Raw genomic sequence first — 13,584 nt, forward strand, 5'->3', positions numbered from 1 at the left:
GTGCCCGTTACTGGCAGCCGAGGCGCTGGTGCTCGGCTTCCAGGTCGGCTCGTTTGTCGTAGGCGCGCAGTTCGTTGCGCGGCTTGCCGTCCGGGCCTGTTCCTCGCACGACCTTCTGGCCGCGGTCGGGCGAATGCGTGACCGCGTCGATGCCGGCGGCGAGTTCCCGGCAGCGGGCGTCGGGGGAGGTGCTTTCCGGGTGCGGGGCTGCCGAAGCCGTGACGTTGGCGATGCCGGGGCTGACGTAGCGCTGTTTGGCGGGAGCCGAGCCGGTGTCGGCGGCGTTTGCCGCGGCGGTCATCGCTGAAAGCGCGGCGAGCGCCGCGATCGTTCGAATCATTCGAGAATTCCTTGTGTTGAACCGAAGAAGGTTCGGAATTCTACGCAACGTTCGGTGCATGTCCGCGGCGAACGGGCGAGGTGCGATCGTGTGTCGCACGTCGTGGCGAGCGCTCGATTGCACCATCTTCGTGTACCGCGCCGCGCGCGCAAGCAATATTCCCCAGACAGCAAAAAGCCCGCTTGCTTTCGCAAAGCGGGCTTCGGTATTTGGTTGCGGGGGTAGGATTTGAACCTACGACCTTCGGGTTATGAGCCCGACGAGCTGCCAGACTGCTCCACCCCGCGGCGCGAAGTGTACTTGGGTCGGTGCGCGGAGTCAAACGATTCGTGCAAAGACGGGCTGATGTCATATCGGGCCTGTTCCTTGAAACCCCTGCCACGCAGGGAAGCCGATGCGTGCAGCCGCAAATTTTTTACGTTCGCCACAATATTCGCGCGCCTGAAACGTCTTCAGACGCATGGAACCGCCACCCACTTCGCAATCGATGACCGACCCAGACCGCGACATCACTGCGACAGTGATGCGTGAACGAACGAGGCTAGGGAACTTCATTCGGCGCCGGATCCGCGACCCGGACGACGCCGAGGACGTTCTGCAGGATGTGCTTCACGAATTCGTGCAGGCTTATCGGCTTCCGGCGCCGATCGAACAGGCGAGCGCGTGGCTGTTCCGTACCGCGCGCAACCGCATCATTGATCGTTTCCGCAAGAAGAAGGAGCAGCCGCTGACCGATCTACTCGATGCCGACGACGAAGCGGATAGCGAGTATCGCCTGGATCTCGCGCTACCGGCACACGATGCCGGCCCTGAAGCGCTCTACGCTCGCACGCTGCTGCTCAAGGCGTTGCAGGATGCGCTCGACGAGTTGCCGGCGAATCAGCGCGAGGTTTTCATCGCACACGAACTGGAAGGGCTGTCCTTCAAGGAGCTGGCCGCGCAGAGCGGCGTCACGCTCAATACGCTGCTCGCGCGCAAACGCTACGCGGTCCTGCATCTGCGTGCTCGACTGCAACCCATTTATGACGAACTGGATATCTAGAGGAGTCGACGGATGAATTTTCGAATCAGATGTGCGGGCAAGGCGCTGCTCGTGGTGGTCGCCATCGGCGTGCTCGGATGGGTCGTCATGATGCTGTGGAACTGGGTGATGCCGGGGTTATTCGTCGGCGCCCGGACGATCGACTTCGCCCATGCGCTGGGCCTGCTCGTGTTGAGCCGCATCCTGTTCGGCGGATTCCGCGGACACCGCGGCTGGCACGGCCGGCGCCACTGGCGCAAGTGGGAAGCCATGACGCCCGAAGAACGCGAGCAATTCCGGGCCGCATGGCGGTCGCGTGGCAAGCGGCCTACCGAGGAGTGAACATGCGCGAGAAATCAACGGCCGACTGCAAGCAGAAGGCGGGCGTGATTGCGCCTGTCGTCGATCTGAAACGTTGTGAAGGCAAGGGCGATTGCGTCGCCGTCTGCCCTGAAAACGTGTTCGAGGTCCGGCGCATCGATCAGGCCGATTATCTCGATCTTGGCCTGATGCATCGCTTGAAGCTGCGCGTGCACGGAATGAAAGTCGCGTACACGCCGAATGCGGACGCGTGCAGATCATGCGGGCTTTGTGTGACGGCGTGCCCTGAACGGGCGATCACGCTTGCCCGACGGGCATAGCATCGCTCGTGCTTGCCGACGATCGAACGGCAGCGCAGGGAGCCTGACGGCGGACTGGCAGTCGATGGATACGCCGTCTACGTCATCAACTTCGTGAAGGAATGGACTTGGCTTCGACCACCAACGCTCTTTTGCAACGGCTTCATGAAGAAAGCCGGAGCGAAATCATCGCCCGCGCACGCGCGCAGTTCCAGGGGCCGAACGAGGCGTTTCCGACGCTCGTCGACGAATACGAAGCGCTCGCCCCGAGGTTGCGAGGACGGTTTCTCGAAACGTTCGGCCTGTTCACCGAGGATTTCGAATCATCGGGAGGCAGTGCGCTATCGTTGGCCGTGTCGGCGGAAACGGGAAGGTTTTTGCGCAACATGGTGCTGTCGCAACGGCCGAGCAGAATCCTCGAGCTGGGCAGTTCCTGCGGCGTGTCGACGCTGTATTTCGCCGATGCGCTGCGCACGCTGGGCCGTGGCGTGGTCATTGCAACCGAATGCGATGCGCTCAAGTGTGCGCGTTTGCGGGCTCATGTCGAAGCGGCGGGCCTGGATGCCTATGTCGACGTGCGGGAGGGCGATGTATTCGAGACGGTTGCCGAGCTCGAAGGGGGCGTCGACATGGTGTTTATCGACGTATGGGCAGACGCGTACTTGACGCTGTTCAGACAGATCGAGCGCTTGCTGCGGCCCGGAACGGTCGTGCTGGCCGACAACATGTACACGGCCGAGGAAGCCGTTCGACCGTACAAGCACTACCTCGACGAGGATCCGCGGTTTTCGACCACGACGCTGGATTTTGAGTCGGGGGTGGAGTTTACGGTCGTTGTGGCTTGAGGGAAGTTTCTTGCGAAGCCGGGGCAGTATCGGCTTGGCTGGTCCCGACAGAATTCATGCTTCCAATATGACATTGGATTTTGTGGGTGTCTTTTGGATTTGTGCCCCCAAAAATGCCCCGAATGGTGCAGTGCTAAATCGGGGAGCGATGTTCCGAGTATTCAGATGGTCGGCAAGCCTGTACGCCTTCTGGACGGTTCAAGACCAAGAGCCTCGGCCTCGGTGCGATTCCACTATATGAAAAGTCTCGTCGAGACTCTGCTTGGTACCTCCGTGGCGACCCAACGGTCGTGCTCACATGAGGCGGTCGTTACGCTGCTGGTCACGGATCTTGGCGCACTAAAGTGCAAGAGCACTCGCGCCGACGAGCCCTGCAAGCGACGTCAGTGCGCGGCATTAGGTAGGCATTAGGTAGGTAGGCCCTACGTGGGTTCATTCCGGCCAGGCGTGCTACTATGGTCGTTGGGTATTCACACATCCGTTGGAGATCGTGATGGGCAACTTTTTGAAAGGTGCGCGAGCCTTGCTTTCCGCAAAGCAAGGGAACGAGCGTATGCAAAAAGGGGCGCAACAGATGCTTGATGGCATGTTGAAGGCCCGCGCGGAATTTGAAGACAAAAAAAAGGAAATTGAGAATGAAATCCGGCGCGGAGCAAAACGCACCAACCACAAACTACCTCTTTGACTTCATCTACCTCGATCGAAACAAACTAGGATCGTATTACGCGCAACTGTTTGATGACGGGGTGCTTTCGTCCGTTAAGCGCACGGCTTCGACTCAAGATCTATCGGCAAGATCGCTCGGTGTTGGTGCCCCCAAACTTCTTCTGGGCGGCGAAGCAAGGAGTTCCGAAACTGCATCGAACGGAATCGAGACTCAGTTTGATGCCTCGTGGACAATCCCCATTGAAGTAATCAATGAGCTTGATTCGAGAGGGTTCATTGCGAAGAACATTTCGACTGCTCAATTGGGGCAGCTAGTATTGCTTCGCGGTCGTCTTCAAATCATCGATCTCCGAATGGTGCAGGAACTCTGGGAGCCGATTATTGCTGCGCAGACTGAAGAGGCAAAGTCATCTGCGAAGACGGCTCTTGAACGAAAAACAGCGGCGACCGAGGCGGCAACCAATAAGCAGATGATCAAGGTCATTTCCAAGCTTCCGCATACGATGCAAATGCGGCTCTTCAATGACGAATACCAAGCTTGGTCTACACTGAGCCCTTCATCGCTAACGATCAATGCGGAAGACCTTGCGTTTAAGCATGGCGCGAGCATGCCGGGCGAATGGTGGACTTTAGCTTTGCTTGACGCAAGGCCCGCAGATGACGACAATTTTGCGGTTCCTGATGCGTTGAGTGACATCGAGAGCGGGATGCTACAGATGCTGATCGGCCTTCGAGTATTTTTTGGGCGCCAGTCGCGAGATTATGGCGTCACACCTGTTGCCGTTTTTCGCTCTGTCTCACCGCAAGCGTCCTTAGTGTAGTGCCACTGTCCGGCGATCGCATTCGTCCTCTCCTCGGCCTCGGTGATAAGCGGTAATGAGCGTAACCCGGACATGATGAAAGCCCGCCCAGTTGCGGGCTTTTTCTCATTCTGTCGCCCGACGATTTCAGAAGCACTGCTCCTACGATAGTTGTCGCGATGCTTTGATCTGTCACACGAATGATCTAGCATCGCACGATGCACTCCAGATCGAGTACCGGGCGCGGTGCCCGGCTATCGTTGCCGAGGAATTGCTGCGCTTCCGATGCGGTAGCGGGTAATGCGTCCCTGACTGACTGGGAGGGCCGTTGAACCGGGCCTTCGCATTCTTCCAGCGAGTCATCGGCCTAATTCGCAAGCAGCTCGAGCGGATCGCTGGATCGTCCCAGGGCGATCATTCCGTGGAGGATCTGACGAACGAGGCTTGGCTGATCGTTGACGAACTGCACGTCGAGCCGGATGCGAACCCGGACCCTGAAGACGAAAGTGTGCGTGAGCTGATCGTCACGCGTCTGCAGCGAGAGTTCGGCAGGTTCGTCAATCGTCAGGAGCGCTTCGCCACCCGTATCGACCGAGATGATATCGATGACGACGGCGACTTCATGCCAAATGCTGTTGCTGCCCGACTCTCGGCGCCCGAGAAATACGAACCGTTGGCATCGATCGAGATGCGCGAAGAAGCGGCTGCGGCGGCACGCAGGATCGGGGAGCGCTTTTCCGAAGCAGTCGCATACCTGCGGACATTCGAGCGATTTGATGGCGACAGGGTTGGTGTGGCGCAGTATCTAGCAATTGGCCCGCGGGCGCTCGATCGTCGCGTGGCACGAGCATCGCGTGTCGAATTAACCCAGCCATCGATGTTCGATGGGGTCGAGCATATCCCGGCGGACTTCATGCCACAGCCCGGGCGATGGAAAGTGAGGCCTGGCATTCAACGATATCGAGGTGCTTGCGCCATCGCGTGGCCGGTCCAACTGCAGTTGTTCATGCGCTCGTGCAAGCTATTTTTCAGTCGGCGACGGAGAGAGCAGTCGCAAGCGTAGACGAATACGACGCGCTAGTTCGATGCCTGCGTGCGTCAAGGTGACGTTGGGAGTGTCCAATGCAGACGCTTGAACGTGTCGAGCTTTACAACCTCGTGTGGCAGGTTCCGATGATCGAACTGGGGAAGAAGTACGGAGTGTCCCGAGACGCGATCCGATGGGCGTGCCTACAACTGAACGTACCTTTGCCACCTCAAGGGTACTGGGGCGCACTGGCGGCGGGAAAGGTTATGGAACGCCCGGCGTTGCCACCACTGCAGGCCAATAAAGTTACCACTCTGAGCGTTGCAGCTTTGATCGAGAAAGACGCGCCGCGTAGTCGGAGGCGCGGTCAATCTATGCACAGGCCTTCGTTAGTCGAAAGGCTATTTGGTGCAAAGCAACCGAAACCGGAAGATCAGGTCGTTTTACTGCCGCATGGGTACAAGTGGCATAGATCGGTGCAATCTATCAAGGAAGATCTCGACGCGAGGGCAGCAGATGCAATGGTTGCGAAGAAGCGCTTTGAGTGGATAGAAGCCCATCCCGGTAAGCGGTAGCCTCCGGTACGCGTATGCGACCGAACATCTGGAGCGGCAGAAGGCAGCCGGCATATCGCGCCGTGAGGCGGCTGCTGGGGTGTCGACATGGCTTGGCCACGGGGACGGACGCGGAACATGGGTGACGCGGGTCTACGGGCGTGAGGTGTTGACCGAAGAGGGGGCTCACCATGCATAAGCACGGTGGCGCATTGCCGCTCGTCGGCCACTCGAGGTGGAAGCAGATCGAGCCATTCGTCGGTGTCTCAAGGGAGACTTGGCGAAAGCTGTGCCTTGCGGGGCGGGCGCCGCGACCGATCCAACTCTCGCAGCGCTGTACAGTCTGGCGGAACGACCAGGTGCACGCGTATCTGGCTGATCCGTTGGGGTACAGGGCGAATGAGGTGCGCGGCGCGCCGGCTATACGGCCGTCGTGCTAGCCTCTCAACGACCCACGTGCTGAGCCGCCATGACCAAAATTACGACTGACCAGATCAAAGCCGCTTACGAAGTGGCAAGTGCCGTCTATGATGGCAAGCTATCGAAGCTGGAGGGTATAGACAAGCTTTACCGCGAGTACCGGCTCAACGACACGACGGCAACCCATTTCATCGATGATCTCCGCTTGATGCTGATGGGACAAGAGTTCCATCGCACACTGAGCGTCGAGGCAACCAACTATTTTCTCTGCCAAATTGCGATTGAACGGGGCGGCGCCGAACTGGAAAAAGCGATCGCCGCGAACTACGCGCATCTAGACTACTACGCGAAGCTTTCGAAGGGCGGACCTCAACATGCAAAGCGCCGGATAGTCGATGCGTGGGCGGCGAAGCGCCTGTTGCCTAGCGATCTCGGCGTGATGCAGTCGGAATTTGCGGAGGCGGTACAGCAGGCTCGAGCGGACGCGCCTGCTGTACGCCGGAGCCGGCTTCTCGCTGCTGCTAAGGTGCCCAATAAGGTGCAGGTCGTGACCGAGGCTTACGTCCGGAATCCTGACGTTGCTGCAGAGGTGTTGGAGCGAGCGAAGGGCAGTTGTGAGCGGTGCGCGAAGCCAGCACCGTTCATCCGACGCACCGATTGCACACCGTATCTCGAGGTACATCACCGCTCGAGGTTGGCCGACGGAGGTGAGGACACGGTCGAGAACGCAATTGCTCTCTGTCCGAACTGCCATCGAGAGATGCACTATGGAAAATTGGATTGAGGGCAAGATGTGCAAACATGTTCGGGTTGAGCACATGGAGCTGAGGTCTGGCGAGGTGGCTGAATGACTAATCGGACCGAGACGGATGCCGCGTTGCAAGAGGCAAAGGAAGTGGCGTCTCGATTGAAGGCGTCGTTGCCCTCATCAGTCGATGCCGCGCAGCAGGGCATCATGTTCAAGTCGTTGTTTTACGCCTTGGTAGTCCGAGAGGCGTTGTTGCATCGAATCGTTGCGCTTGCGGAGGATGCTTTTGCACTCCATGACGCCTCACGTTCGCTAGGTGCCGCCATCATCGCACGTTCGATGTTAGAGACGATGTCGGTACTCGGGTACCTCCGAGGCATATTTGAGAAATTTGAAGCCACTGGGGACGAGAAGGTCCTGTTCGACCGGATAGCAAAGGCGGTTGTGGGCGCCAGAAACATGCAGGACGAGGCGCCTCCTGCAGTTCATATGTTGAAGGCGATCGAGGAGACGGAACGGCGCATCGGTGTTCCGGGTTTGATGGCGGTTTACGAGTCGCTTTGTGAGTTCACGCATCCAAACTTGAGCGGGGTGCTAGGCTCTTTCGGCGAGCATGAACACGCGCATCGCGTAGTGTTTGGAACGCCCGCGAGAGGTATTCCCCCGGTAGAAGTGCATCTCGCAATTATCCTGACTACGTTCGAGCAGTTCTATACATGGCTCGGTGAGGCAATCTGCATGGCAAATGCAAGGCTTGAGCAGAATCGTTAACGCGCAAGATCGTCTTCCTCGACGAGGCTACGAAGTTTTTCGCAAAAGTCTCCGTAACGCATAGGGATGCAGCGCGTCCCGGCAGGAAAGCGCCGTAGACTGCGACGGTCCTCGGAGATGAACCAATCAGCAACCATAGCCGCAACATCAACGATAAAGGCATCTGCTTCGCTGTTGGATGTGCCGCGGTGAGCGTCATAGATTTCGCCTGAGCCCAAGTGGTCACCGGCGCGCATGATGCCGACCCGTGCGACGGCGTGGCCGATGATTTCGACTGGGAATTGATCCGGGAAGCCAGCCTCGCGCCGATGTAGCTCTTCAGCAACTTGGCGCGGCATCAGAATCGCGACCGCTTGCTGTTCTATTAGGTTGAGCAACAGCTCGGCGCTTTCCGCATCCTGTTCGATGCAATCATAGATGTTTGTGTCAAGGATGATCTGGATCATGGGAGCCTGGCGAATTTATGCGGCTGCGGAGGCTATGCGTGCAACGTTGTTGAATAGGATATCGCCGTAGGCCCACACAATCGTTCCTATGATTGTGAGGCAGGTGGCAAACCATAGGCCGCGCTTTTGTTTGGGAAGATACCGCAATCTCAGCGCCATAATCTCCGGGCTACCGAATGATCCAGGGGTGAGCAGTTCACCTAGATGGCTTGCTTTATTCTGAGCTAGGAACGCAAATACCGTGACCGGCGCGCCAGCCCGTTGGAACCATTGGGCCATCGAGTCACTCGCCGGCCGTAGAGCATTAGCACACGGTAGTGCAATCAGCAGGAGGGCGGCCAACGCAAGCAAGCACGCGATGGAGCGCCATGTTGCCTCAACCTTTTGCTCGTGTTCGCGCCAAAATTCTGTTGCTGTTGTCATTGAATACTCCGTGACGCTGTCGGATGGCTCGATGGATGAGTGTCTCGATTGAGTGCAGCGCTGATGATGCGATCGCCTAGCGTCCGGCGTTGATCGGAATGACTGCAGCACCAGCCTCCAGTGCATCCAGATGATCCGCCCAGTGCTGCATCATCTTCCGGCGCTCGGGCAGGAACTCGGCGTGCACGTACGCTGCAGTGACTTGATTGCGTTCGGCATGGGCCAGCTGTCGATCGACGACATCGCGGCTATAGCCGAGCTCGCGAAGAACGGTCGCGGCCAAGCCGCGGAACCCGTGGCCGGTCATTCGCGACTTGTAGCCCATTCGGTAGAGCGCATAGAGCATCGTGTTGTTCGAGATGTGGCTTCGGCCTTGGATGCTATAGAAGACATGCCGGTGGCCGCCGTTCAGCTCACGCAAGGCGGCCAATGTGTCGAGCGCCTGACGCGACAACGGGACGATGTGCGGGTCGCGCATCTTCATTCGCTCGGGCGGAATCCGCCACTCGGCGGCGCGCTCGTCGAACTCGTCCCACTCCGCGTTGATCATCTCGGTTGTCCGAGTGAACGTCAGGGCCATGAAGCGAAGCGCCAGCCGCGTGACGAGGTCGCCTTGGTAGGCGGCGATGTCCCGCATGAGCTGGGGAATTTCGATGGGTTTGACCCGCGCCATGTGTTGAACGCCGGTTCCCTTCTTGAGAACGGTCTCGGCGTCGATGTCGGCGGCCGGATTGCGGGAGCATCGTCCGGTCATGATTCCGTATTGGAACACTGCCCGTGAGCGCTGGAGGATGCGCTTTGCTGTCTCTCGCACGCCGCGGGATTCGACAGCCCTTAGGATCTCGAGCATGTCGGGCGCCTCGATGTCTCGGATCGGACGATGGCCGATTTTAGGAAAGACATCGACCTCGAGCGAACTGATCACCTTGGCCGCATATACCTCGGTCCAGCCATCCTTCTGGGTCGCAAACCACTCGCGCGCGACGGCTTCAAATGTCGATGTGGCTTCGATCGCTCGGGTGCGTTTGACTTCCCGTTTCTGCTCGGTTGGATCGGTGCCGGCGGCCAAGAGCTTCCGTGCATTGAGGCAGGCTTGCCGAGCCTCGGCCAGTGCCACCTCCGGATAGACGCCAAAGGCGGCGCGCTTCTCCTTGCCGTCGAAGCGGTACTTCATGCGCCAGTAGCGTGACCCGTTCGGCATCACCTCCAGATATAGCCCCTTGCCGTCTGCCAGGCGATAGGGCTTGTCCGCCGGCTTGGCCTTGCGGATCTGCATCTCGGTCAGCGGCGTAGCGCGCTTTGGCATGGCGTGGGGGCATCGAGTTTGGGGGCACGGAAGCATGTCCCAAAAAATGCCCCCAAGTTTGGTTGCTTGTTCTGGGCAACCGTGGGCAATGATCGCAGCAAAAGCCTAGAAGAGACAAGGCAGTGCGCGATTTATTTGGCAGACTTGGGAAGGATTGGGAACTGGGCTGGTCCCCCCGACAGGAATCGAACCTGTATCTAGCGCTTAGGAGGCGCTTGTTCTATCCATTGAACTACGGGGAGAGCCAAGTCCGGACAATCGCGCGAAAAACGCGAACCGGACGGCGGAGTGGACAGCGCGCAGAGTATAGCAAACGCGCGGCGCGTCGGCGGGGCGGAATGCACCCGCGACGCGCGTATCGCGTAATCACCCGCGATCGGAACGGGAAATCAGAAATCGACGACGACGAAATCTTCCTTGCCCACGTCGCACAGCGGGCAGCGCCAGTCGGCGGGAATGTCGGCGAAACGGGTGCCGGCCGCGATGCCTTCGTCGGGCAGCCCTTCTGCTTCGTTATAGACCCACCCGCAAATCAGGCAGACCCAGCTCTGGTATTCGGTTACTTCACTCATGTTGCGCTCGGGATAATGGAATTCGGCGATGCCGTCCGCAGCCCTCGCCAGCGGACGAAACGCGCCATGGTACCGGAATTTCGCCGAACGCCAGCGTAACGTCGTTTTAAACGTACGCATCGCGAACAACCGGCGCCATCGCGTCGGCCGGGCATGCGGTGTATGCTTCGTGGGCCTGTCAATCTGAAGGAGGAAACGATGCTCAACAGAAAGTGGATCGCGGGTGCAGTCTGTGTCGCGGCGATGGCCGTATCGACGCTCGCGCGCGCCGAGGCGCGTGTGTTCTTCGTCGAGCCGAAGGACGGCGCGACGGTGTCGAGCCCCGTGCACGTGAAGTTCGGTCTCGAAGGGATGGCGCTCAAGCCGGCCGGCGACATGACGCCGGATACCGGTCATCATCACCTGCTGATCGACGGCAAGCCGGTGCCGAAGGGCGACGTGATTCCGGCGACCGACCATTCGCTGCATTTCGGCAAGGCCCAGACCGAAACCGACGTAAAGCTGCCGCCCGGCCAGCACACGCTGACGCTCCAGCTCGGTGACGGCGCGCACCGTTCCTACGGTCCCGAATTGAGCTCGACGATCACGGTCAACGTGAAATAACCGCGGATTCCGCGCTGGCGCCCACGGCGCCGCGTGCGGGGTCCGCCGATCGGCCGGCCGCGGGCATCCGGCCGGCATTCGCCCGTTTCCGCGGGCATGCAAACCGCGGCCCGCCTCCGCACCGGAAGCCGGCCGCGCCTTGCTCACGGCACCGCGCCGACACGCTTCAAGCGCGCCCCGCGGCGCTCGTCCATCCAGCCGAGCCGATGCCAGCCTCCGCGCCCGGTACAATGGGCGCTTCCGATTTCTCTCTTCGCCGTTTCCCCATGTCGCTCTATTCCATTACCGGCGCGCAGCTCGCGTTCGGTCACGTCGCGTTGCTCGATCACGCGGATTTCTCGCTGGAAGCCGGCGAGCGGGTCGGCCTGATCGGCCGTAACGGCGCGGGCAAGTCGTCGCTGCTGAAGATCGTCGCCGGTCTTGCCAAGCCCGACGACGGGCTGATCACGCGCCAGCAGGAGCTCGTGACCGTCTACGTGCCGCAGGAGCCCGAGTTCGAGCCGGGCGCGACGGTGTTCGACGCGGTCGCGTCGGGGCTCACGCATACGCGCGAACTGCTCGAAGAATACGATTCGATCGCGCACCGCCTCGCGGAGATACCGGAAGGCGCCGAGCACGATGCGCTGCTCGCGCGGATGAACGCGCTGCAGTCGTCGCTTGATGCGCACGACGCATGGAACTGGCGCACGCGCGTGTCGATGACGCTCGCGCAGATCGGCCTGCAGGACGGCGACGCCAGCGTCGACGCGCTGTCGGGCGGGATGCAGAAGCGTGTCGCGCTGGCGCGTGCGCTGGTGCTGCAGCCCGACGTGCTGCTGCTCGACGAACCGACCAACCACCTCGATTTCGACGGCATCCGCTGGCTCGAGGAGTTGCTCGTCGCGCAGCGCGCGGGCCTGCTGTTCATCACCCACGATCGCGCGTTTCTCGATCGCGTCGCGACGCGCATCGTCGAGCTCGATCGCGGCCGGCTGCTGTCGTATCCGGGTAATTTCTCGGCATACCAGACGCGCAAGGCGCAGCAGCTCGAAGTCGAGCGCGTGGAAAACGAGAAGTTCGACAAGCTGCTCGCGCAGGAAGAAGTGTGGATCCGCAAGGGCGTCGAAGCGCGCCGTACGCGCAGCGTCGGGCGCATCGCGCGGCTCGTGCAGATGCGCAACGAGCGCGCGGAGCGCCGCAATGCGCAGGGCAACGTGAAGCTCGACGTCGCGCAGGGCGAGAAGTCCGGCAAGATCGTCGCGGAGCTGACCGACGTGACGAAGCGCTACGGCGGCCGCACGGTGGTCGACCGCTTCTCGACGACGGTGATGCGCGGCGACAAGATCGGCTTCGTCGGCCCGAACGGCGCCGGCAAGACCACGTTGCTGAAGCTGATCCTCGGCGACCTGAAGCCCGACGAAGGCACGGTGCGCACCGGCACGAACCTGCAGGTCGCGTATTTCGACCAGATGCGCGCGCAGCTCGACCAGGAAAAGAGCCTGGCCGATACGATCAGCCCCGGCAGCGAATGGGTCGAGATCGGCGGCGTGCGCAAGCACGTGATGAGCTATCTCGGCGATTTCCTGTTCGCGCCGGAACGCGCGCGTTCGCCGGTGAAGTCGCTGTCGGGCGGCGAGCGCAACCGGCTGCTGCTCGCGCGCCTGTTCGCGCGTCCGGCCAACGTGCTGGTGCTCGACGAACCGACCAACGACCTCGACATCCCGACGCTCGAACTGCTCGAAGAGCTGCTGGCCGACTACGACGGCACGGTGCTGCTGGTCAGCCACGATCGCGCGTTCCTCGACAACGTCGTGACCTCGGTGATCGCGGCGGAGGGCGACGGCAAGTGGCGCGAATACGTCGGCGGCTTCACCGACTGGCAGATCCAGAGCGAGCGCTCGGAGCAGCTCGCGCAGCAGGAAGCGGCGAAGCGCGCGGTCAAGGAGGCGGCGCCCGCGAAGGACGAACCGGCGAAGAGCGCGGCCGGCCGCAACGCGCAGCGCACGGTGAAGCTGTCGTTCAACGAGCAGCGCGAACTCGATTCGCTGCCGGAGAAGATCGCCGCGCTCGAAGCGGAGCAGAAGACGATCAATGCGCAGCTCGAGGACGGCGCGATTTTCGCGAAGGATCCGCAGGAAGGCACGCGCCTGACCGAGCGGTTCGCGGCGATCGACGACGAATTGCTCGCCGCGCTCGAACGGTGGGAAACGCTCGAGGCGAAGCGCAAGCCGGCGTGACGCGCACGGCGGGTGCCGATCCCGAGATTGGCGCGCCACGCGGAACCAGTAAAATACCGCGCGTCCAGGGTCGCGCCGCGCACGCCGCGCGCCCGCTTTCGGAGCAGTCCAAGCACACCGTTGTTTCGATTCGCTTTTTTACGGAACTCAACGTTTTGTCCACGACGTTATCCACACGAGGTGTGGACAACGTCCCGATGAATGAC

16 protein-coding genes and 2 tRNA genes are annotated in these 13,584 nt (G+C 60.7%); 12 read left to right on the forward strand and 6 right to left on the reverse strand.

Going from position 1 to position 13,584, the window contains the following annotated elements:
• Positions 1-7: 7 nt before the first annotated feature.
• Positions 8-340: a hypothetical protein gene (locus C5F75_RS05955; protein WP_059576556.1), complete on the reverse strand. Its 333-nt coding sequence runs from the start codon at positions 338-340 to the stop codon at positions 8-10.
• 210 nt (positions 341-550) lie between these two features.
• Positions 551-627, reverse strand: a tRNA-Met gene (locus tag C5F75_RS05960).
• Between the two features lie 173 nt (positions 628-800).
• Between C5F75_RS05960 and C5F75_RS05965 the strand changes: the two genes are divergently transcribed.
• From C5F75_RS05965 to C5F75_RS06010, 10 genes are all read left to right on the forward strand, one after another.
• Positions 801-1,382, forward strand: coding sequence for an RNA polymerase sigma factor (locus C5F75_RS05965; protein WP_081066493.1), 582 nt, complete (start codon positions 801-803; stop codon positions 1,380-1,382).
• 12 nt (positions 1,383-1,394) lie between these two features.
• Positions 1,395-1,703 (forward strand): hypothetical protein, encoded by a 309-nt coding sequence (locus tag C5F75_RS05970; RefSeq protein WP_059576549.1) that lies wholly within the window; start codon positions 1,395-1,397, stop codon positions 1,701-1,703.
• Positions 1,704-1,705: 2 nt separating this feature from the next.
• On the forward strand, positions 1,706-2,002 hold the full coding sequence (locus C5F75_RS05975; protein ID WP_081066492.1) for a 4Fe-4S dicluster domain-containing protein: 297 nt from the start codon (positions 1,706-1,708) through the stop codon (positions 2,000-2,002).
• Between the two features lie 101 nt (positions 2,003-2,103).
• Complete coding sequence (locus tag C5F75_RS05980; protein WP_373453010.1) at positions 2,104-2,826, forward strand: O-methyltransferase; 723 nt, start codon at positions 2,104-2,106, stop codon at positions 2,824-2,826.
• Positions 2,827-3,319: 493 nt separating this feature from the next.
• A complete protein-coding gene (locus tag C5F75_RS36185; protein ID WP_143328717.1) occupies positions 3,320-3,511 on the forward strand; it encodes a hypothetical protein in 192 nt (63 codons plus the stop codon).
• Positions 3,462-4,313: a DUF6414 family protein gene (locus C5F75_RS36190; protein WP_143328716.1), complete on the forward strand. Its 852-nt coding sequence runs from the start codon at positions 3,462-3,464 to the stop codon at positions 4,311-4,313. The genes C5F75_RS36185 and C5F75_RS36190 overlap by 50 nt, the downstream gene beginning before the upstream one ends.
• A gap of 307 nt (positions 4,314-4,620) precedes the next feature.
• Positions 4,621-5,355: a hypothetical protein gene (locus C5F75_RS05990; protein ID WP_060010244.1), complete on the forward strand. Its 735-nt coding sequence runs from the start codon at positions 4,621-4,623 to the stop codon at positions 5,353-5,355.
• Positions 5,356-5,414: 59 nt separating this feature from the next.
• A complete protein-coding gene (locus tag C5F75_RS36195; protein ID WP_143328715.1) occupies positions 5,415-5,894 on the forward strand; it encodes a hypothetical protein in 480 nt (159 codons plus the stop codon).
• A 448-nt stretch (positions 5,895-6,342) separates the two neighbouring features.
• Positions 6,343-7,077, forward strand: a complete 735-nt coding sequence (locus C5F75_RS06005; RefSeq protein WP_060010246.1) for an HNH endonuclease — start codon at positions 6,343-6,345, stop codon at positions 7,075-7,077.
• Positions 7,078-7,140: 63 nt separating this feature from the next.
• The gene (locus C5F75_RS06010) at positions 7,141-7,812 is read left to right on the forward strand and encodes a hypothetical protein (protein ID WP_104011970.1); all 672 of its coding nucleotides are present in this window, start codon (positions 7,141-7,143) and stop codon (positions 7,810-7,812) included.
• Here the strand turns inward: C5F75_RS06010 and C5F75_RS06015 are convergent.
• From C5F75_RS06015 to C5F75_RS06030, 4 genes are all read right to left on the reverse strand, one after another.
• Complete coding sequence (locus C5F75_RS06015; RefSeq protein ID WP_006751403.1) at positions 7,809-8,258, reverse strand: hypothetical protein; 450 nt, start codon at positions 8,256-8,258, stop codon at positions 7,809-7,811. The two genes, C5F75_RS06010 and C5F75_RS06015, sit on opposite strands and share 4 nt — an antisense overlap.
• 499 nt (positions 8,259-8,757) lie before the next feature.
• A complete protein-coding gene (locus tag C5F75_RS06020) occupies positions 8,758-9,987 on the reverse strand; it encodes a tyrosine-type recombinase/integrase (RefSeq protein ID WP_060010257.1) in 1,230 nt (409 codons plus the stop codon).
• Between the two features lie 167 nt (positions 9,988-10,154).
• Positions 10,155-10,229: transfer RNA gene (locus C5F75_RS06025), tRNA-Arg, on the reverse strand.
• 147 nt (positions 10,230-10,376) lie between these two features.
• The gene (locus C5F75_RS06030; protein ID WP_034190709.1) at positions 10,377-10,559 is read right to left on the reverse strand and encodes a rubredoxin; all 183 of its coding nucleotides are present in this window, start codon (positions 10,557-10,559) and stop codon (positions 10,377-10,379) included.
• Positions 10,560-10,757: 198 nt separating this feature from the next.
• On the opposite strand from C5F75_RS06030, the gene C5F75_RS06035 reads away from it, so the two are divergent.
• A complete protein-coding gene (locus tag C5F75_RS06035; protein ID WP_059583762.1) occupies positions 10,758-11,162 on the forward strand; it encodes a DUF4399 domain-containing protein in 405 nt (134 codons plus the stop codon).
• A gap of 266 nt (positions 11,163-11,428) precedes the next feature.
• Positions 11,429-13,378 (forward strand): ATP-binding cassette domain-containing protein, encoded by a 1,950-nt coding sequence (locus tag C5F75_RS06040; RefSeq protein WP_104011971.1) that lies wholly within the window; start codon positions 11,429-11,431, stop codon positions 13,376-13,378.
• Positions 13,379-13,584: the final 206 nt, after the last annotated feature.

This window comes from Burkholderia anthinoferrum (genome assembly GCF_002925705.1).
In the GTDB taxonomy this organism is placed as follows: Bacteria; Pseudomonadota; Gammaproteobacteria; order Burkholderiales; family Burkholderiaceae; genus Burkholderia; species Burkholderia semiarida.

Bases quoted from the DNA above. Each gene is read 5' to 3' on its own strand.
- C5F75_RS06015 (WP_006751403.1), bottom strand. From the start codon at position 8,258: ATGATCCAGATCATCCTTGACACAAACATCTATGATTGCATCGAACAG.
- C5F75_RS05970 (WP_059576549.1), top strand. From the start codon at position 1,395: ATGAATTTTCGAATCAGATGTGCGGGCAAGGCGCTGCTCGTGGTGGTC.
- C5F75_RS06005 (WP_060010246.1), top strand. From the start codon at position 6,343: ATGACCAAAATTACGACTGACCAGATCAAAGCCGCTTACGAAGTGGCA.
- C5F75_RS06030 (WP_034190709.1), bottom strand. From the start codon at position 10,559: ATGAGTGAAGTAACCGAATACCAGAGCTGGGTCTGCCTGATTTGCGGG.
- C5F75_RS36190 (WP_143328716.1), top strand. From the start codon at position 3,462: ATGAAATCCGGCGCGGAGCAAAACGCACCAACCACAAACTACCTCTTT.
- C5F75_RS36195 (WP_143328715.1), top strand. From the start codon at position 5,415: ATGCAGACGCTTGAACGTGTCGAGCTTTACAACCTCGTGTGGCAGGTT.
- C5F75_RS05965 (WP_081066493.1), top strand. From the start codon at position 801: ATGGAACCGCCACCCACTTCGCAATCGATGACCGACCCAGACCGCGAC.
- C5F75_RS06010 (WP_104011970.1), top strand. From the start codon at position 7,141: ATGACTAATCGGACCGAGACGGATGCCGCGTTGCAAGAGGCAAAGGAA.
- C5F75_RS06035 (WP_059583762.1), top strand. From the start codon at position 10,758: ATGCTCAACAGAAAGTGGATCGCGGGTGCAGTCTGTGTCGCGGCGATG.
- C5F75_RS05955 (WP_059576556.1), bottom strand. From the start codon at position 340: ATGATTCGAACGATCGCGGCGCTCGCCGCGCTTTCAGCGATGACCGCC.
- C5F75_RS05980 (WP_373453010.1), top strand. From the start codon at position 2,104: ATGGACTTGGCTTCGACCACCAACGCTCTTTTGCAACGGCTTCATGAA.
- C5F75_RS06040 (WP_104011971.1), top strand. From the start codon at position 11,429: ATGTCGCTCTATTCCATTACCGGCGCGCAGCTCGCGTTCGGTCACGTC.
- C5F75_RS06020 (WP_060010257.1), bottom strand. From the start codon at position 9,987: ATGCCAAAGCGCGCTACGCCGCTGACCGAGATGCAGATCCGCAAGGCC.
- C5F75_RS05975 (WP_081066492.1), top strand. From the start codon at position 1,706: ATGCGCGAGAAATCAACGGCCGACTGCAAGCAGAAGGCGGGCGTGATT.
- C5F75_RS36185 (WP_143328717.1), top strand. From the start codon at position 3,320: ATGGGCAACTTTTTGAAAGGTGCGCGAGCCTTGCTTTCCGCAAAGCAA.